The sequence below is a fragment of the Fibrivirga algicola genome (assembly GCF_011742925.1).
Lineage (GTDB): Bacteria > Bacteroidota > Bacteroidia > Cytophagales > Spirosomataceae > Fibrella > Fibrella algicola.
In genome coordinates, this window is sequence record NZ_WAEL01000011.1 from 83,512 (window position 1) to 102,361 (window position 18,850).

At 52.3% G+C, this 18,850-nt stretch carries 12 protein-coding genes and 1 tRNA gene; 8 read left to right on the plus strand and 5 right to left on the minus strand.

Features of this window, described 5'->3' with window-relative positions; translation table 11 throughout:
* Window positions 1-25 precede the first annotated feature (25 nt).
* The 3 genes from F7231_RS24170 to F7231_RS24180 form a co-directional block, all read right to left on the minus strand.
* Window positions 26-4,303: a T9SS type A sorting domain-containing protein gene (locus F7231_RS24170; RefSeq protein ID WP_166693860.1), complete on the minus strand. Its 4,278-nt coding sequence runs from the start codon at window positions 4,301-4,303 to the stop codon at window positions 26-28.
* Window positions 4,304-4,556: 253 nt separating this feature from the next.
* Window positions 4,557-6,326 carry a RagB/SusD family nutrient uptake outer membrane protein gene (locus tag F7231_RS24175; protein WP_198172091.1) on the minus strand — a complete coding sequence of 590 codons (1,770 nt, stop codon included), beginning with the start codon at window positions 6,324-6,326 and terminating at the stop codon, window positions 4,557-4,559.
* A 17-nt stretch (window positions 6,327-6,343) separates the two neighbouring features.
* Window positions 6,344-9,538, minus strand: coding sequence for a SusC/RagA family TonB-linked outer membrane protein (locus F7231_RS24180; RefSeq protein ID WP_374757387.1), 3,195 nt, complete (start codon window positions 9,536-9,538; stop codon window positions 6,344-6,346).
* Between the two features lie 305 nt (window positions 9,539-9,843).
* Between F7231_RS24180 and hisG the strand changes: the two genes are divergently transcribed.
* The 6 genes from hisG (at window position 9,844) to F7231_RS24210 (ending at window position 15,757) form a co-directional block, all read left to right on the plus strand.
* Entirely contained in the window at window positions 9,844-10,704 is an 861-nt protein-coding gene (gene hisG / locus F7231_RS24185; protein ID WP_085413201.1) for an ATP phosphoribosyltransferase, read from the plus strand.
* A 139-nt stretch (window positions 10,705-10,843) separates the two neighbouring features.
* The gene (gene hisD, locus F7231_RS24190; RefSeq protein WP_166693861.1) at window positions 10,844-12,121 is read left to right on the plus strand and encodes a histidinol dehydrogenase; all 1,278 of its coding nucleotides are present in this window, start codon (window positions 10,844-10,846) and stop codon (window positions 12,119-12,121) included.
* A gap of 308 nt (window positions 12,122-12,429) precedes the next feature.
* Window positions 12,430-12,612, plus strand: coding sequence for a PIN domain-containing protein (locus F7231_RS24195; protein WP_166693862.1), 183 nt, complete (start codon window positions 12,430-12,432; stop codon window positions 12,610-12,612).
* A 38-nt stretch (window positions 12,613-12,650) separates the two neighbouring features.
* Window positions 12,651-12,815 carry a PIN domain-containing protein gene (locus tag F7231_RS27865; RefSeq protein WP_374757388.1) on the plus strand — a complete coding sequence of 55 codons (165 nt, stop codon included), beginning with the start codon at window positions 12,651-12,653 and terminating at the stop codon, window positions 12,813-12,815.
* A 115-nt stretch (window positions 12,816-12,930) separates the two neighbouring features.
* Window positions 12,931-15,066 carry a Tex family protein gene (locus tag F7231_RS24205; RefSeq protein ID WP_166693863.1) on the plus strand — a complete coding sequence of 712 codons (2,136 nt, stop codon included), beginning with the start codon at window positions 12,931-12,933 and terminating at the stop codon, window positions 15,064-15,066.
* An 82-nt stretch (window positions 15,067-15,148) separates the two neighbouring features.
* Window positions 15,149-15,757 carry a C40 family peptidase gene (locus tag F7231_RS24210; RefSeq protein ID WP_166693864.1) on the plus strand — a complete coding sequence of 203 codons (609 nt, stop codon included), beginning with the start codon at window positions 15,149-15,151 and terminating at the stop codon, window positions 15,755-15,757.
* A 72-nt stretch (window positions 15,758-15,829) separates the two neighbouring features.
* Here F7231_RS24210 and F7231_RS24215 read toward each other — a convergent pair.
* Window positions 15,830-15,903, minus strand: a tRNA-Ala gene (locus F7231_RS24215).
* 75 nt (window positions 15,904-15,978) lie between these two features.
* Window positions 15,979-16,470, minus strand: coding sequence for a DUF3299 domain-containing protein (locus F7231_RS24220; protein ID WP_085413197.1), 492 nt, complete (start codon window positions 16,468-16,470; stop codon window positions 15,979-15,981).
* Window positions 16,471-16,556: 86 nt separating this feature from the next.
* On the opposite strand from F7231_RS24220, the gene F7231_RS27790 reads away from it, so the two are divergent.
* Together F7231_RS27790 and F7231_RS24230 are read left to right on the plus strand one after the other, a co-directional pair.
* Window positions 16,557-18,116 (plus strand): sensor histidine kinase, encoded by a 1,560-nt coding sequence (locus F7231_RS27790; RefSeq protein ID WP_085413196.1) that lies wholly within the window; start codon window positions 16,557-16,559, stop codon window positions 18,114-18,116.
* Window positions 18,094-18,768 carry a response regulator transcription factor gene (locus F7231_RS24230; RefSeq protein WP_510186191.1) on the plus strand — a complete coding sequence of 225 codons (675 nt, stop codon included), beginning with the start codon at window positions 18,094-18,096 and terminating at the stop codon, window positions 18,766-18,768. Before F7231_RS27790 ends, F7231_RS24230 begins: the two co-directional genes overlap by 23 nt.
* Window positions 18,769-18,850 lie beyond the last annotated feature (82 nt).

The following is an 18,850-nucleotide window of genomic DNA, read 5'->3' on the forward strand; positions in this document are numbered from 1 at the left end:
CTTCTGCTGTTGACCAGTAACGCCACTACTGTTTTACTACTTTAAACTGGCTGCGACGTCCCTCCTGCTCGGCAGTCAGAATGTAGACGCCCGCCGGCAGCGTACTCAGGTCGAGGCGATGCTGGAGTTTCCCTTGCCGAACTGGCCCAACCGACTGCTGTACCAACGTACCCGCCACCGTATGCAGCCCCACCAGCACATCGCCCCGGCCAGACAGGTCGCCTTCGAGTTGTAGCCAGCCCGCCGTGGGGTTAGGCCAGGTACGTACCTGCAAGGGTAAAGCCGGTTCGGTAGCCAGCAGCCTGGACACGGTGATCAGGACCGTACCGGTAGCCGTACCCAGGCCGCATTGGTTATTGCGCACTTCCATAAGCCTAAAACCAATCGTTGTATCGGGCTTCACCGTCAGTGTGTAAGGCGTCGTATTGGAACTGAACGTTCGTGAGCCAAAAAAGTCGGAGATCACAAACTGCCAGGGTGGCATTCCTGTCAGTGCCACGCTGATACGGGTAGAGTCCCCCTTAAAAATAGACGAGTTACCAGAAAGCGTCCCCGTAGGCGACAGCCGAACAGCCAGGCCCTGAGTAGGCGATGAGCCTATATGCTGCGGGCTACTCGATCCGATCCTCAGCAGATACCGGTCGCTGGCGGGTAAATCAGTGGGAACGGTGACGGTAAGTTGCGACACGCCGCTCACCGTGGGCAAGGTGCGAATGGTAGCGCCGGTAGAGTCGGTAAGGTAGGCTGTAAACGTATTAGTGTTGCTAAATACACCGGTTGTGGTTAGGTAGACCAGATACTGCCGCCCCGTGCAATACGTACCTACGCTGAGCGTTGGCCGAATGGTGACGCTGGAAGCCGGAAGGACAGAAACAGAAACAACGCCCGTTGATGTGCCAACGCCGCATTGGTTGGCCACACTACTGATCGAGTAACTCCCCGTTTGAGTAAGCCGAACAAGTGCGTAATAGTAGTTGTAGGATGAGTTGATGACGCTCAACCCAGTAGGTGTACTGAGCGTCACCGTGTAAGGCCCGGTAGCCTGTGAGCCAAGTACCAATTCCTGTACGTCTCCTTCATACGCTACTCGTGTAACGGCAGTAAGACTAACACTAACCGGTGCATCTACGCTCAGGGTAAAGCCAAACAAAGTGGTAGCTGGAGCCGAAGCCTGTAGCTGAACACTATACAAGCTTGGCTTCAGGATTGGGCTCACCGTAAACGACACTACCCCATTCAACGCTGAGGTTTCAGTCAACAGTGTCCGGGCCTGCGAACTGTTATAATTATCGACCAGGTAAACAGACAATTTATTGCCCGCTTCGTAATCACCCGCTGCGGCATAAGTGAAGGATACGGTCTGCCCCACACAGGCACTCGTTCTGTTTGTTCGAAGCAACGCCAGGTAGGGTTTTTCGGTGACTTTTATCTGTCCCGTTGCCCGACCATACCCACAGCTGTTATAGGCACTGACAACGCTATACGTACCCGGTTGACTTACGTAGTAGGAGGTGCCACTGGAATACACACTCGTTTTTGTCACCGTTGTCCCACTAGCCAGAATAGCCGTGGCATCGGATGACAAATCGAACAGCTTAACTTCGGCCGAATATGAGTTGTTACGGTCAATCTGAATAGCGGTTGCCCCACTGGGTGTTGTCAGAACCACGTCGGGCGCTGATCTGATCAATAATTTACTCTCAGACCGGACACCGGACACCAACGTGTTATTAAGCAGGTAAGCGACCCGGTAGTACACCTGTTTATTGGTCAATGAAGCAGGAAGCATTACCGTCAACGGACTGACTGACCCCGAAGTAGGCGCCGTTTGCCAGGTAATTAAATCGTCTGAAAACTGCACCACGTAAGACGCACTTGCCGGTATAGTGCCATATTGTGAATAAGGCACCAGCACCGGCGATTGTACACATACCTGCGAGACATTCACCCCCCCGGTTCTGAGAAGAGTGGGTACCACCTCAGCGATGGCAGGCCCCGACGTAATTGTTGCCGATGTGCCGCAGGCATCTGTAACCCGAACCAGGCTAAAACTAGTCGTCGTCATGGGTTGAAATATAGCCTGAAACCCATAATCGGACTGCCCTTTACTGCCGTTAGCCAATTCATACTGGTAGGGGCTACGCCCACCGTTAAAGTTGGTTTGAACAGTAACAAACTGGCCCGCCGCCACAGTTAGCGACTGGCTAGTTGAGCCAACACTATTAGCCGTATAAATATTGGAAGTTGCCGTTGGGAGGCCGCTGACAAAATAGTATAGCTCGTTGCTTCTCGTGACCGGACTGGTCGACGACAGGCGAACCTGGTAGGAGCCCACCTGGGTAGGCAGCAGAAAAGATACCTCTTCCAAACTCGTAAATGACTGTACAGGTGAGCCCGAAAAGCCTCCATTAGCAGCAGATATTTCTAACTGAAATTGATTGTCGGCGTTGAAATTTCCTGACGGATAGGCATTTAGCCATTCTCGGCCTCCAAGACAGGGACTTTGCCCGGTCTGGTTCACTTTAGCCAGCGTAATACCCGTTTGGCTCGCTGCTGGATTCAGCACCGTAACCGTGGTGCTACTACGTTCCAGATTTTCTGAGCATTCATTTTTTGCCGAAATAATGGTAAACGTGGCCGTTTTAGCTACGTAGATCGGCAGGTAATATTGGCTGTAGTATATTGAACTCGGTCCGGGATTTACGATGTATCGTTCGCCGTTCTGAAACTGTATGGTCGTTGTGCTTCCTGATGTTACATACAACCCAATAAACTGCTGCCCCGCGTTCTGCACCGTTTGCTGGCTATTAACAAAAGATGCCTTCGCTGCGGCTCTAACCGTTAGCGGCAGTTGAGCTGTAGAGATCAGCGTATCAACCTGCGCATTGCGAAGCTGCAATGACTGACTCTGAACCGGCGTGCTGGACGTAGGGGGCGTAAAAACCAGTTGCCCGGGTTTAGTTACCACCGCATCGGCCCTGTAAGTACTGCCGTACTGAATCCGGAGTTGGGCAGGAAGTGTATAGCCAGGCGTTGTAGTGTAATAAAGTGTCACCGGCTGACCGGCACAAACCTGCGAGGTCGACAGGGAATCGATCCGCAGGCCAGGACGTACCTGAATGGTGGCCGAACGACTACCGTAGCTCACCCCTTCGCTGCACACGCCACTGTACGAAACAATACTGTAGGACGTAGTGGCGGTTGGGGCGACCGATGTTAGTACAGACCCGCCGAAATTACTACTGTTATAGATAGAGACCTGACGGCCGTCACTCAGGAAAACATCAGCCGATGCCGACGAAGTAAAGCTGAGTATCAGCGACGTCTGCCCGCCAAATGGCATCGACACAGGTGCTCCCGATAAAGAGAGCCGGGGTGATGAATCCAGATTGAAGGTTGAACCGTCGCGGTAAAAGGCCGATAGCGTACCTGATTTCGAATAAATTCTGAGCTGATACCCATAGTTGTACGAACCGATGGCCTGTTTAGGCAGGCTAACCAGCAATGGGCTTGTCGTGCCACTCACAGGCACTGAAATAGATCGGTTACCGTCATTCGTACTAATCAATTCAGCCTCGAACGTCGTGTTCGGCGGTAATGGCGCTGTGGTAGAAAAGTAAACCGGTAATTCGGAGCCTAGGCAAGCGCTTTCGTTACCCCGACCGATTAGCTGAAAGCCAACAGCATTGATCGGCACAGTAGTGCTACCACTCACTGGACCTGTACCACAGGCATTTACCACCCTGGCCAGGCTATATGTAGTCGTTTGAGCAGGGTATACCGGAAAATCGCTGCTGCTGATGTAATCGTTATAGCTAACTAACCGGGTACTATCCTGTAACACAAGCGTGTATGGACTTCCACCGGTTATCGCCATAGTCAGGTTTACCGTGGTATAGGGATTTACCGGTGTATTTCGGGCGGTGCTACCTGTAATCTGCGCCGTTGGTTTGGCAGCGATTTTAAACGAATAACTGTATGAACTAACTATCAATGGCTTGTCTGCCAGCACTCGAACCACATAGCTGCTTCCCGGCGCACTGGATGCGGGCAGTACAACAGTGGCCGGACTACTGGTAAACGAGCCGGGTAAATCGATGTACGAGCTGCCATAGTTGTTTGATAATTGCACCCGAAAACTGTTACCGGTTGCGAACGTACCTGAGGTAGTAAAGAACACGTCAACTGCAGAACCCGCACAGACTGTACTGCCTGAACCGATTTGTTGAACGCTGATCGATTGTCCTACGGCCAGAAAAGGTAGAAGCAACAACAAACCAGTTAGGAAGTAGAGTATACGCATGAAACGCTTAGTGCTTAAAAGGTGGAGGGAAGTAGCATTATAGGGTTACAAGTATACAGGTTCCGGTTAGCACTGCCAACGCATTGAGTCACGATAATTTACGTATCAGTATATGTAGTGGTATTGGACAAAACCGGGCCTGTAGAAATTTAGTAGACGGTAGCCCCGGCCTACGTTGACTACAAAAAAACGCGAACCCACCCGCCATCGGGTAGGTTCGCGTTTGGGCTAACAACCTGGCAAGAGTCGTTGCTTACCAGCCAGGGTTTTGCTGTAGTTTAGGATTGGTAATGATATCACCTGATGGAATAGGGTAGTAATAGTGCTTGTCTGTCCAGACGCGGGGAATGTTGTTCAGCCACGTTAATTCACCAGACGTAGTCCCCTTTATCAGCTGCGAATTGGGTTTCCCTCCCACCAGGGGCGACACCTCAACGTAGGTTACACCGGCCACCCTGGGCGGCAGAGTCTTGTAGAAAGCCACATCCAGTATACCGTCCTCATTCAGATCGAGCGGGGTATCCAGGGCGGGAACGTACATACCGTTCCACTCCATTTTCATCAGCTCACCCCGCCGCCAGCGCACGATATCATCGAAGCGAAAGCCTTCCAGACAGAGTTCAATTCCGCGTTCTCGGCGAACTTCCAACAGCGATGGATCTGCTATACCGGGAAAATAGGTCTCCTGCAAATACGGATCAGCAACGGTTGGTTTGGCCGTCAGCCCGCCCGTGATACCAGCCCTCTTGCGCAAAGCTCCAATGGTCAATGCCCAATCGGCATCAGTCAACGTACCCAGTTCGGCTTTGGCTTCAGCATAGTTGAGCAGCACCTCGGCATACCGGAAGATGCTCACCGAGTTGATGTTCAGGTCGCGGGTGTCATAATACATGTCATCAAGCGCCCATTTGATCGGCATATATCCCGTGAAGGTGTACGAGAACAGCGGCGGCGCAGGAACCAGTACACCCGAGTTTACCCGCTTGTAATCGCCCGTACGAATGGTTTGCTGCAGGCGCCGGTCGCGGCCTTTCACCTCCTCCTTAAACAGCATGGTCTTGTAGGCCGGGTCATTGGTATAGGGCGTACCGTCGATTTTCAGGTATGTGTTAATGAAGCTTCGGATGAAACTCGCCTTATCGCCATAGGTGCCGCTGGTCCAGTACCAGTTGCCGTCGTTCAGGTTGTTCAGGGCCAGATCGCACACCGCCGAAAGCATCACCTCAGTACCAATCGGAGCCGGGTTAATGAATACCTGCCGATATGATTTGTCGGTGCCAGCACCATCATATAGCTTATACCCCGCCTCATCCATTACCTTTTTGGCTGCCACCGCCGCCTGGTTCAGCAGGCCGGGGGCCGAGCTGGTCAGGCCCAGGCTGGTGTGGTATTTCCGGAACGTACCTTCATGCAGCGCAACACGGGCTTTAAAAGCATAGGCCACGTACCTGGTAATCAGGCTACGCGAGGGTTCGCTGGCGGCGGTGATGTTGGCGCAGGCATAGTCGAGATCGGCCAGTACCGAGTCCATCACCATCACCCGCGAATCGCGCCCTTTGGTAAGCTGCTCGGTGTCTTTTACATCCAGCGCCTTATTGATCCAGGGTACGTCGCCAAACCGTTTTACCTTATCGAAATAAAACCAGGCTCTGAAAAACCGGGCAATACCGAGGTAGTTTTTCCGGATAGCCAGCGGCACATTCGGGTCATTGCAGTTCTGAATGAAGTAATTAATGTTCCGCAGTTCCGACCACGACCAGCCTGTACTTACCTGAGGACTGTAGTTGCCTTCCGTAATAAACGCCGGGCTCTCGCGCCGGGCCAGGTAATCCGACATGGCGTCGGCCCGGTGCAGGTTTTTGCCGTTCAGGATATTGTAGAACGAATTGGTATAGAGCACCAGTCCATTTTCGCTGCCAAATATGGGCCCTTTGGTGGTGGTTGCTTCTGGCACTTCTTCCAGGTTACAACTCAGCACCAGCAGGGAAAGCAGGGTTAAACACGTTATTTTCAATTTCATCATTGTAGCCGTTTTAACGCTTAGAAGGTGATTGATAAGCCACCGGTCACACTTTTCAAAATCGGATAGTTATACCCATCGCCCGCATTGCCACCCGGACTAAACACCTGATCGGAGGCCACCGCACTCTCTACGTCGATATCGCGCGAGATCTTGAAGAAAGGCGACCAGGTCCAGATGTTTTCGGCCGACACAAATACCCGCGCCGCTGAAGCGCCAATCTTACCGGCAATGGCACGGGGCAGGTTATAGCCAAACTGGATATTTTTCAATCGCATGTAGGCTACGTTTTGCAGGTATTTTGTTTGCGGGGCGGCCAGCGTTCCATTCGCGTTACTGGCAATGCGAGACACGTACCTGGGGAAGTAAGCATCCGGGTTCTGCTCGGTCCAGATATTGCCCAGTTGGCTTTTGGGAATATCACCATAGGGTCGGTTGTATTGCCCCCAGAAGAGGTTCGCCTCGCGGCTTGGGTACCAGTCCTGCTTGCCAACCCCCTGCACGAAGGCCGAGAAGAAGAAGTTGTTATAATCGGCTCCCAGCATAACCCCATAGGTGTAGCGGGGCGTTGTGTTACCGATGATCGAGCGGTCGCCGGGGTTATCGACCCGCTCGGTACCGGGGGTAATGGCGCCATCACCGTTGGTATCGGCAAACTTGATGTCGCCGGGAAACCATAACCCACTCGAGGCCGTCCTGAACAGGTTCTGCGTCGCGCTATTTTTCACATCATCGGCCGAGGTGAAGTATCCCGCCGTAGTGTATCCCCAGATTTCGCCCAGAGTCTGCCCTTCGTAATAGTCACTCAGCAGTTTTTGCGGGTTATTGTATTTCGTAATCACCGCTTTGTAATCAGACAGCGTCAGGCGAACGTCGAAATTGACGGGTTTTGAGCCGGCCATGAACCGATCTTTGTACGAGAGCATCATCTCCCACCCTTTCGTTTCCAGGTTGGCGTAGTTCCCCTTCGGCGCAGTAGCCCCGAATACGGCGGGCAACGTCAGGCCGACGGTAAACATATCCGTGGTGTTTCGGATGTAGGCATCGGCCACGAAGCTCAGCTTGTTGGCAAACATCGACAGATCGACTCCGATGTTTTTAGTTGTTGCCGTTTCCCAGGTCAGCCCTTCCGGAATTACCGCTGGGTTACGCGTTTGCTGGGGTTTCTGCCCGTTCAGGATAAGTGACGACTGGGTGATACCGAACTGCTCCAGGTAGGCATACGACCCAATATTTCCGTTACCCAGCGACCCATAGGAGGCCCTCAGCTTAAAGTCAGAAATGGCCTGTTCTGATACCTTCCAGAACGGCTCTTTCGACACCCGCCAGCCAAATGAGTACGATGGAAAAAAGGCGAAGCGCTGATTGGCCGGAAACTTAGATGAACCATCGTACCGACCATTTACCTCGAACAGATACCGGTCTTTGTACGAATAGTTGAGTCGCCCAAAACCACCCTGAATTTTCCAGCGTTCCCAGCCACCCGTTGTTGTAATGGCCTGCCCCAGCGCCAGGTTAATATCGTTGGCGTCTTCGAAAATAAGTCCGTTACGCTGCGCCGAAAGCCGTTTAAAATTCGACTGCTCGTAATTATAGCCTACCATTGCTTTGAAGTAATGGTCGGTCTTGAACGTGTTTTCGTACTCCGTATACAGGTTGGTGGTCATGTAGGTCGTTTCCCGGTATACATCGTTGATGTAATTCGTGGTAGTCCCGATGTACGAGATCACACCCGGCTTCACGCTATACGGCACGGGAACAGCCTTGGTCCGGTCGTTATTATCGGTGTTCTGAATCGTAACGTCTCCTTTGATTCTGAACTTGTCGTTGAAAAACTGGGCCACAAAACCGGTGGTATTCCTGAACACCTTCTTGTTGTTGTCGATGCCATTTTTACCGTAATAAAAATCACCGATGCTATAGGCCGACGAAAACGTGAGCGTACCGTCGGGGTTGAGTAACGGTGCCAGCGGGTGCCCTTCATCGGCAATGTTCCGCCAAACGCCACCGCCTTCACCCACGTTCAGCGGGTTGTGGTAGGTCATGTCTGAATACTGCGACATGTTGTTGACCCGCAGCCACGGATACAATTGAATTGACCCTTTGCCCATGAAGTTGAACATCCGGTAGTCATCTGAATTGTAGCGAAACAAACCGCCCTGGTTGAAATAGCGGCCCGTTACCAGATAACTCGCTTTATCGCTACTACCCGAAATACTGATATTCTGCTCGTTGGAACTGGTATGCTTTTTATACAGGTGACCGTAATAGTCGGTGCTGCCATAATACACATATTCGCCGGTAACCGGGTCGATCTCGATCTCGGGCAGGCCACCCACTTCCGATCGCCTTTTCAGTTCGGCCAGGTATGCCTGCGAAAACTTCAGGGTCTTGTTGGCATTCTGCGGGAACGTACCCCCGAAATTGACAAACGACTCGGCAAACATCGAAGCCCAGGTGTAGCCATCAGTTACCAGATTGGGCCGGGCAATCGGGTCTTTGATCGAATAGTTGCTCGAAATTGTAACGCTTGTTTTCCCTGCCGACGGGTTCTTCGTGGTAATCAGCACTACGCCAAACACGCCCCGCGCCCCGTAGATCGATGCCGAGGCGGCATCTTTAAGCAGGGTGATACTGGCAATGTCGTTTGGGTTCAGCAGGCTTGGGTCACCCTCCACGTTATCAATCAGCACGAGCGCATTGCCCCCCTGCCCAATCGAAGTGGTGCCCCGGATATTGAACGCAGGAGCCTGATTGGGCTTCCCGTCACCCATCTTAATGTTCAGGTTGGGCAATACGCCTTGCAGACCCTGGTTCAGGTTCGTCATGGGCCGGTTATCAAACACCTCACCGGAAACCATATCGACGGCTCCCGTCAGGTTTGCCTTTTTCTGAGTGCCGTAGCCCACTACCACCAGTTCGCCCAGTGCCTTGGTGTCAGCTTTTAGCCCGATCTTGAACTGCGTTTCACTGCCAACCTTTACTTCCTGCGGTAGATACCCCACAAATGACACCACCAGAATGGCTGCGTCGTCGGGTACGTTAATCGTAAATCGGCCTTCGGCATTGGTTGTCGTGCCACGTTGGGTGCCTTTCACCACCACGCTCACCCCCGGCAGGCCCGCGCCCACCTCATCGGTAATAATACCCGAAACCGGCTTTTCCACGGTAACAAGCAACCTGGTAGCTCCCAACGGAGTGTGTGCCTGCGCCATATGCACAAACAGCATCGCCAGCATTAACTGACAGATGACTCTATTTGTGATAAACAGGCACGAATCAGCGATTCGATAGAGTTGATTCATACAGAAAAAAGGTTTAGGGTGCGCACAAACAATGTTAAGTTATTGTTAAATATTGCAATTTTTCTATAAAAAATAGGATGTAGCTTTTTCTACTGATAGCCGATGAGCACTGCGCGTGATCTCTTTATTCATTGCCAGATACTCACGGCCCGCCCCCCTGCCATTCCACCATTACTAGTTATCTTTGCACCCTCAAAATCGACTACACGCACGTAATGACCGCTCCCATTCGCATTGCCCTTCAGAAATCGGGCAGACTCAGCGAAGATTCATATCAACTGTTTAAAGCCTGTGGCATCCGTTTCGACTACGGCACGGGTAAACTCAAGTCGGTATCTTCCAACTTCCCCGCCGAATTCCTTTTCCTCCGCGACGATGATATTCCCGGGTACGTTGAAGATGGCGTCGCCGACCTCGGTATCGTGGGCGAAAACGTAGCCGTCGAAACAGGCCGGCAAGTGAATACGGTGCATAAGCTGGGCTTTTCGAAGTGCCGCCTGTCCATCGCTATTCCACGTGGCACGGTCTATAACGGCCTGGGCGACCTGGAAGGTAAGAGTATTGCTACCTCCTATCCGCACCTGCTGGGTACGTACCTGGCTGGAAACGGCATCCGGGCGGATATTCACGAAATCAGTGGTTCGGTCGAGATTGCGCCAAGCATCGGGCTGGCGGAAGCAGTTTGCGACATTGTGTCGTCAGGCAGCACCCTATTGAGCAATGGTCTGAAAGAGGTGGAGACTATCTTCCGCTCTGAGGCGGTCATGATCGCCCATAAAGGGCTATCTGCCGACAAGCAAACCCTGCTCGATCAACTGCTTTTCCGTATCAACGCGGTGCAGGCGGCTAAAAACAACAAATACATTGTTTTGAACGCGCCGAACGAGGCTATTCAGGCTATCTCGCAGTTACTACCCGGCATGAAAGCGCCAACCGTAACGCCACTAGCTACCGAAGGCTGGAGCTCGGTTCACTCGGTGATCAACGAAAACGATTTCTGGGAAAACATTGAAGCCATTCGCGCAGCTGGTGCCGAAGGCATTCTGGTTGTCCCGATTGAGAAAATGATTAACTAGTAGAGGCGCATCCTCGCGTCGCATCAGACGACAGCAATTGTACATCACACAAATGTTGCCCAATGACACGCGAGGATGACATATAATGGCTAACGCCTGTAGACACGCAAAGATGCGTGTCTACACACCCAACCGTTCCATGCAAATCATTCCTTTTCCCGACCGTGCTGAATGGCCCCGGTTATTAGCGCGACCCATGCAATCGTCGGCGCAAATCGAGTCAATTGTCGCCCCAATTCTGGCGCAGGTACGTACCCAGGGCGATGCCGCGCTCATCGAGCTGGCGCAACGCTTTGATAAAATCGACCTGTCGGTTGAGGGATTACAGGTGCATCAGGCCGAACTGGATGCCGCCGAAGCGCAACTCAGCGACGAGTTGAAAGCCGCTATCCGGCAGGCCTACAGCAATATCCGCACCTTTCACGAGGCGCAGAAACAACCGGTCGAGAAGATCGAGACCATGCCCGGCGTTACCTGTTGGCGGCGAAGTGTAGGGATCGATAAGGTCGGCATTTACATTCCCGGCGGCACAGCACCGCTCTTCAGCACCGTGCTGATGCTGGGCGTGCCGGCACAATTGGCGGGTTGCCGGGAAGTGGTTCTCTGCTCACCCAGCAACCACCCGGCCATTTATTTTGCCGCCACTTTGGTGGGCGTCACCAAGGTGTTCCGTATTGGGGGCGCGCAGGCAGTAGCCGCTATGGCCTACGGTACGGAGACGATCCCACAGGTATACAAAATTTTTGGCCCCGGCAACCAGTACGTTACCTCGGCTAAAATGCTGGTTGCTAAAGAAGGCACCGCCATTGACATGCCCGCCGGCCCCAGCGAAGTAGCGGTCTACGCCGACGATACGGCCGTACCCGCTTTTGTAGCCGCCGATCTGCTCTCGCAGGCCGAACACGGTGCCGATAGTCAGGTACTACTCGTGTCGACTAGTAAGAAACTGTTATCATCGGTAAACTTGGTGCTGAGCACCCAAATGGACAAGCTACCGCGTCGTGATCTGGCCGCCAAAGCCATCGACAACAGCAAGGCCATTCTGCTCGACACCCACGACGACGCCATTGAGTTGTTGAACCAGTATGCCGCCGAGCACCTGATTTTGAGCGTAGCCGACGCCGAAACAGTGGCCGAGCAGATCACCAATGCCGGCTCCATCTTCCTGGGTAACTACACCCCTGAATCGGCCGGAGACTACGCGTCAGGGACAAACCACACGCTGCCAACCAACGGCTTTGCCCGCGCCTACAGTGGCGTTTCGCTGGACAGTTTTGTGAAAAAAATCACCGTGCAGCACATTACCCCGGAAGGCATTAAAAACGTGGGGCCCGTTGTGGAAGCGATGGCCGAAGCTGAATCGCTGGATGCGCACAAACGTGCGGTAAGCATCAGGCTGGCATCGCTTGCAGAGTAACTGAAACTCAACCAATCAGGTCAATTGTTATCTTCACAAAAAAAGAAGCCCATGGTTGTTGTAACGATTGAACTGGAAACAACAGAAGACGAAGCCCGGTTGCTTGAGCTATAACCCACCGTTCGTGGACGGGTGATAGCCAAAGAAGAAAGCAGTCAACCTATCGATGATCTGGCAGCTAGAAAAGAGCGGCTCAGAAACGCGATGGATAAAATGGTCGAGCATAAAACTGGTGAGAAGTTTGGTGACGCGTCAGCGTAGCAACGGGATGTTCGTAGTTGGGATAGGGTACTTGATGGACGTGACGAATGATTCTCGACAGCAACATCATTATTTATTCTATTCAGCCTGCTTATGAGAAGCTACAACACTATTTACTTTCGCAGGTAAGAAACCTGCATACTTTAGATATAACCAAACTTGAAGTTGTCGGCTTTCCTCGTTTAGAGGCAATTGACAAAGCTTATTTTGATGATTTTTTAGCTCTATAGAAAATCTCTCCATCACAACAGAAATAATCCAACTGGCCATTCGTCTCCGGCAGCAGCGTAAACGATCGCTGGGCGATTCTATTATTGCGGCTACGGCGCTTGTTCATAAACTGCCAGTCGTCACAAATAACATCGATGATTTTTCGACGATCGAGGGGCTGACCGTCATTACGTTAGCGGACATTCTGGCGGGCAACGCCTGATGAACTGATTAGCAACCGCAGGCAGGGCTGTTTCTTCACTATTTTTGGCGCAACGTACCCAGCTCGAAGCAGCCATCTGGTTGTCTGCCGGAGCTGTAAACAGACAACAGTGCCAATGCCCCATCCTCACGAATCAATCATTGCCAGCCGACTGACGCTGTCGGCTAAGTCCGTTGCCAACACCCTTGACCTTCTCACCGGGGGGGCCACAGTCCCCTTCATTGCCCGCTACCGGAAAGAACTAACCGGCGGACTCGATGAAGTGCAGATTGCCAACATCCGCGACCTGGCCCAGAAGCTGACCGATCTTGACAAGCGCCGGGAGACGATCCTCACTACTATTGCCGAACAGGGTAAGCTGACGCCCGAACTACGTAAGAAGCTGGAGGCTGCTGATTCCATGACGGAACTGGAAGACCTGTACCTGCCGTACAAACAGAAGCGGAAAACCCGGGCTATGATGGCCATCGAACGCGGCCTGGAGCCTCTCGCCGATCGGATATTCAGCCTCCGCGACCCTAACCCCGAGCAAACCGCCAGCCGTTACCTGTCCGACACCGTGTCCAACACAGCCGATGCCTTGCAGGGAGCCCGCGACATCATTGCCGAGCGCATCAGCGATGATGCTGACGCCCGGCAACGGGTTCGGATGCTGTTTGAGCGCGAAGCCATTATCCGGTCTACGGTAAAAAAAGGCAAAGACACAGAAGGCGCGAAATACAAAGACTACTTCGATTTTGCCGAGCCATTGCGCAAAGTACCGTCACACCGGCTGCTGGCCCTGCGCCGGGGTCAGACCGAGGGAATTCTAAACGTGAGCATTGCGCCCGACGAAGAAGCCGCCATCGAACGCCTCGAACGTCAGTTTGGCGGGCGTACCTATGCCGGCGCTACCAGAGCCAGCCAGGAGCAAATGGAACTGGCCATCAAAGACAGCTACAAACGGCTGCTGCGCCCGGCGCTAGAAAACGAGTTCGATAACCTCTCAAAAGAGAAGGCCGATCAGGAAGCCATTCGCATTTTTGCGGGTAACCTGCGTCAGCTCCTACTTAGCCCACCCCTTGGTCAGCAGCGCGTCATGGCCATTGATCCCGGCTACCGGACCGGCTGCAAAACGGTTTGCCTGGATGCGCAGGGTAATCTGATCGCCGATACTGTGTTGAACCTATTTGCTTCCGACAACGAAAAACAACGCGCCGCTCAAACCGTCCGCAGCTTGATCGACAAACACGGTATCGACGCTATTGCCATTGGCAACGGCACCGCCGGACGAGAAACTGAATCCTTTGTTAAATCGCTCGACCTAAGCAAGCCAATTGTGATGGTGAGCGAGCAAGGCGCGTCAATTTATTCGGCCTCAGACGTGGCCCGGCAGGAGTTTCCAGATAAAGACGTAACCGTTCGTGGTGCTGTCAGCATTGGCCGCCGCCTAATGGACCCACTGGCCGAACTCGTAAAAATTGACCCTAAGTCGATTGGTGTGGGGCAGTATCAACACGACGTTGACCCAAACGGGCTGAAGAAGGGGCTCGATGACGTGGTCGAAAGTTGCGTAAACTCAGTGGGCGTTTCGCTCAATACGGCCAGCGCCTACCTACTGCAATACGTGTCGGGGCTTGGGCCTCAATTGGCGCAGAATATCGTGGCGTATCGCGCGCAGCAGGGTGCCTTTCAAACGCGCGAGCAACTCAAGAAAGTCCCCCGGCTTGGCCCAAAAGCGTTTGAACAGGCCGCTGGTTTTCTTCGCATTACCGATGCGAAGAAAAATCCGCTCGACAATTCTGCCGTTCACCCCGAACGGTACGACCTGGTTGGCCGGATGGCCGCCGATGTGGGATGCACAGTAGCCGATTTGCTGAAAAAACCGGAGTTGCGTAAACAGATTAATCCCGCCAGGTACGTGTCGACTACCGTTGGCCTGCCAACCCTGACCGATATTTTGGCCGAACTGGAGAAACCAGGCCGCGACCCACGCGAAGCCCTGACCGTGTTCTCGTACGACGAGCGGGTGAAGACAGTAGCCGACCTGCACGAAGGCATGGTTCTGCCCGGCGTGGTGACCAACATCACCGCCTTCGGTGCATTTGTCGACATTGGCGTGAAACAGGATGGACTGGTGCACGTTTCGCAATTGGCTAATAAATACGTTACTGACCCAAATCAGGTAGTTAAAGTGCACCAGCAGGTAACAGTGAAGGTGCTGGAAGTGGATACCACGCGAAAACGAATTGCGTTATCCATGAAAATCTGATAGCTTCGATTATCAAGTGTCAGGTGGTCCGCCACTATGGTTCAGCCAGACCGCCTGAAACTTCTCCTTAACGTTTCTTTACATGACCCAGACGTACTACCGCCTAACTGCCGCCTACTTCTGGCTTTTTGCGAGCCTACTTTTATTCGCTACCTCCTGCGCATCGACAGGGCCGCTCCTTTCCTCGTCGTCGCGACGGCCAGCCACAGCCAAACGCCCCACAACTGCGCGAACAGCAACGTCGAAATCAACTAAACCGGCCACACCCCTCAAAACGGTTGACTCGAAAACGTACGTCAGCCGATACGCCCGCGAGGTCATCAGTCAGGCACGTACCTACACCGGTACACCGTACCGCTCGGGTGGTAACACCTACGATGGCATCGACTGCTCGGGGTTAATCTGTTCAGCCTTTTCGGCGGTGGGCCTACAAATGCCACGAATCTCATGGCAGCAATCGGAAGTGGGGCATGAAGTAGAAGTAGCTGAAATCAAACCCGGTGATCTTATTTTTTTCGTGCCCGATCACGGCAAGTCCGGGTACGTATCTCACGCCGCTATTGTTACCGAAGTGCGCGGAGAAAACGATATCCGATTTATTCATGCCTCCTCGTCGCGTGGCGTTCGTGAAGATAATTTGTACTCGAACTACTTCAAGGGTCGATTCGTAAAGGCATTACGACCTTTCTGAGGCAAGCCAACAAATAGCCTGAAAAAACGAAAGCCCTGAAAACGTGATGTTTTCAGGGCTTTTCAATGGAGGTGGAGAATATCGGAGTCGAACCGATGACCTCTTGCATGCCATGCAAGCGCTCTAGCCAGCTGAGCTAATCCCCCATTGCGAGTGCAAAACTAGGGTTTTTCAGCTATCCTGTCAAGCCTAACAGACGAAAAACTTTAATTTTGCAGCAACTAAGACTCAATCATCTCAGCGTCAGCAATAATGTAATTCAACTCGTAAATATTATCAGCGTTCAGTTTTAACGTCCCCCGGAATGTGCGGCGTTCGTCGGTCTTAAACTTACGGCCCGGCTTCTTGAACTTGAGTGATACTACCGACTCCGGACCAGCGCCACCACAGAAGAAACAGGCTGAGTAAGGAAATGCCGAGAGTACATATACATTCGATTCCAGATCAACGGGCAACACGTACCCGGTCAATTCAACGGGCTTACCGCTCATCTTCTGAATGGCCGGCCCAAACGTTGGATAAAGCATATAAACCGACTCTTCGGCATACCACTTCTTTTTAAAGGTTACGTCCCGAAGCGATTCCCAGGACAATTTCACAGGGTCGGCAACCGTTGGTTTTACTAATGCCGGTGCCACTGACGGCATATCGGCGGGCCGGAAACTAACTAACCCGGCGCAGAGAAGAAGACCAATAGCGATGAAGCGTTTCATACCTAAGTAAGTTTTTTGAGGAACTGAAAAGTAAATCTACAAAGTTTATTAATTTTACTTGTAACAACGCGTCCAGCTGTAAGCCAGTGCCCGTTCTACTCAACGACCATCCCGAATTACCGTCTGCCAGTCCTTCTCAGGCGGAGCCTATACGGCTCACACGCCTGTATACCGCCACGCTGCTTGGCCTGGCGTTGCTGCTCACAATCGCCGAAGTGATTACACAGTGGCAAATTGATAAGTTCCAGGACGAATTGTGGGTCATTCGCTATACGGCTACTCAACGACATCAGAGTCAGCAAATTGCAAAAAAAGCAATTCAGTTGGCCGATACCCCCGATTCGGTAGCCTTCCGGGCCATCCAGCGCGAGTTGGCCACGTATTTTAAGACCATCGAGCAGTCACATATAGATGGCCGCAACGGGTTAGTGCGCGACTCAACCGGTCAGCTTTCGGCCCGGGTCGTTGAGAACAGCAATGAAGTTAAGCAGCGGTACGAAAATGTAAGGCCCCATTTCGAAGCGCTTCAGACGAGTATCCGGCAGTTGCTACGACTCAGAAACCCCGATGAGATGCGCACGCTGACTGCCAGAGCCAGCCTCGACCTATTACTGGCAAACGAAACGCCTTTTCTGGAGAAAATCGACCTTGTAGTTAAGCAGTACACCTCTGAGCTTCGGCAAAAACTGGCCCGCTTACAACGGGTAGAACTTGGCCTTCATCTACTGACACTCTGTACCTTAGCGGCCATCGCTTTCTTTATTTTCCGCCCGGCAGCCCGACGGCTCCGGCAAACCATAGATCGGCTTGTTGCGGCGGAGAAACGCACTGCCGACGTTAATCGCAAGTTGACCAGTACCAATAAATCGCTAAAAAAGGCCCGGCAACAACTTTTTGAGGCTACTAAAGTTCAGTTTCAACAACAGATCAACGAGCAAAAATCGCGAACGGCTTACCTGATGGCCGGCCAGGAGGAAGAACGCAAGCGGTTGTCGCGGGAACTGCACGATGGACTTGGTCAAATGTTGACGGCTATTAAATTTCAGGTTGAAGGATTGGAAACCAGGCTTACGAACGAGGGGGTGGTAAACCCAAATTTATCGGCGCTGAAAACGTTGATTACGCAAACCATTCAGGAAACGCGGTCAATCTCGAATAACTTGATGCCCAGTGTTTTAAGTGATTTCGGACTGATTCCGGGTTTACGAATGCTGGTCGACAATCACAACCGTACCGAAAACGAAGCCGGTCAGGCGCTGACGATTCATTTACAGGCAGATGAATGGCTGTCCGATAGTTCGCAACGTCTCGACAAAAACATTGAAATTACCCTTTATCGCGTTTGCCAGGAAGCGGTTACGAACGCCATACGGCACGGAAAAGCATCCAAAATAAGCATTCAACTCTTCGAAAAAGATCAATACCTTCACTTGACGGTTACTGATAACGGAGAAGGGTTTAAGACCCAACGCCTGCTAAAAGAACCACACGGACAGGGGGTGCACAATATCCATGAGCGAATAAAGCTGCTCAACGGAATTTTTAAATTAACCTCAACGCCTGGAAAAGGCACAAAATTGAAAGTAAGTATCCCCTATCATCCCCAATTGTTATCTCACGATTATGATCAAACTAATGCTGGTTGACGATCACGCCATAGTGCGCGACGGAGTCCGACTGTTACTGGAACAAAATGAAGGACTGTCCATCATTGACGAAGCCAACGATGGCGAAGAGGCCCTTGACAAACTGAAAGCGCACCAGGCTGCCAACACCCTGCCTGATGTGGTGCTGCTCGATATATCATTGCCCGGCATGTCTGGTATTCAGGCGGCGCAGCAAATTACGCGTTTAAATAAGTCCGTTCGGGTGTTGATGCTCTCGATGCACAACAATGAAGACTACATTCTACGGGCGGTAGAAGCCGGTGCAATCGGCTACATTTTGAAAGATTCATCGAGCGATGAAATGATCAAAGCCATTAAGACTGTTGCTACGGGCGAGAAATATTTCAGTTCGCCAGTCGCCACCATCATTCTGAATGGCTACATGCAGCAGATGCGCAAAGATCCTGGCACGGCTGCAGGCGCCGGAAAAGCACGGCGCTCGAAGCTGTCGAAAAAAGAAAAGGAGATTTTGAGTCATCTGATCGAGGGCCTCAGCAGCCGCCTTATTGCCGAAAAGTTACAGTTAAGCGTACGTACCGTTGATAATCACCGGGCGAACATGATGCGTCGACTTCAGGTGCGCAATGCCGCCGAACTGGTCAGAATGGCAGTTGAAGAGAAGCTTATCTAAATTCAGGATTAAAGCGAAGCCCTTGAGTTCGGGAATGTTGGTGATTACCTCTAACATTCCCGAACTTTAGGGCTTCATCCGT

Coding starts and splice junctions, on each gene's coding strand:
- hisG (WP_085413201.1), top strand. CDS start 9,844: ATGACCGCTCCCATTCGCATTGCCCTTCAGAAATCGGGCAGACTCAGC.
- F7231_RS24205 (WP_166693863.1), top strand. CDS start 12,931: ATGCCCCATCCTCACGAATCAATCATTGCCAGCCGACTGACGCTGTCG.
- F7231_RS24220 (WP_085413197.1), bottom strand. CDS start 16,470: ATGAAACGCTTCATCGCTATTGGTCTTCTTCTCTGCGCCGGGTTAGTT.
- hisD (WP_166693861.1), top strand. CDS start 10,844: ATGCAAATCATTCCTTTTCCCGACCGTGCTGAATGGCCCCGGTTATTA.
- F7231_RS24170 (WP_166693860.1), bottom strand. CDS start 4,303: ATGCGTATACTCTACTTCCTAACTGGTTTGTTGTTGCTTCTACCTTTT.
- F7231_RS24195 (WP_166693862.1), top strand. CDS start 12,430: ATGATTCTCGACAGCAACATCATTATTTATTCTATTCAGCCTGCTTAT.
- F7231_RS24210 (WP_166693864.1), top strand. CDS start 15,149: ATGACCCAGACGTACTACCGCCTAACTGCCGCCTACTTCTGGCTTTTT.
- F7231_RS24175 (WP_198172091.1), bottom strand. CDS start 6,326: ATGATGAAATTGAAAATAACGTGTTTAACCCTGCTTTCCCTGCTGGTG.
- F7231_RS24230 (WP_510186191.1), top strand. CDS start 18,094: ATGATCAAACTAATGCTGGTTGACGATCACGCCATAGTGCGCGACGGA.
- F7231_RS24180 (WP_374757387.1), bottom strand. CDS start 9,538: ATGGCGCAGGCACACACTCCGTTGGGAGCTACCAGGTTGCTTGTTACC.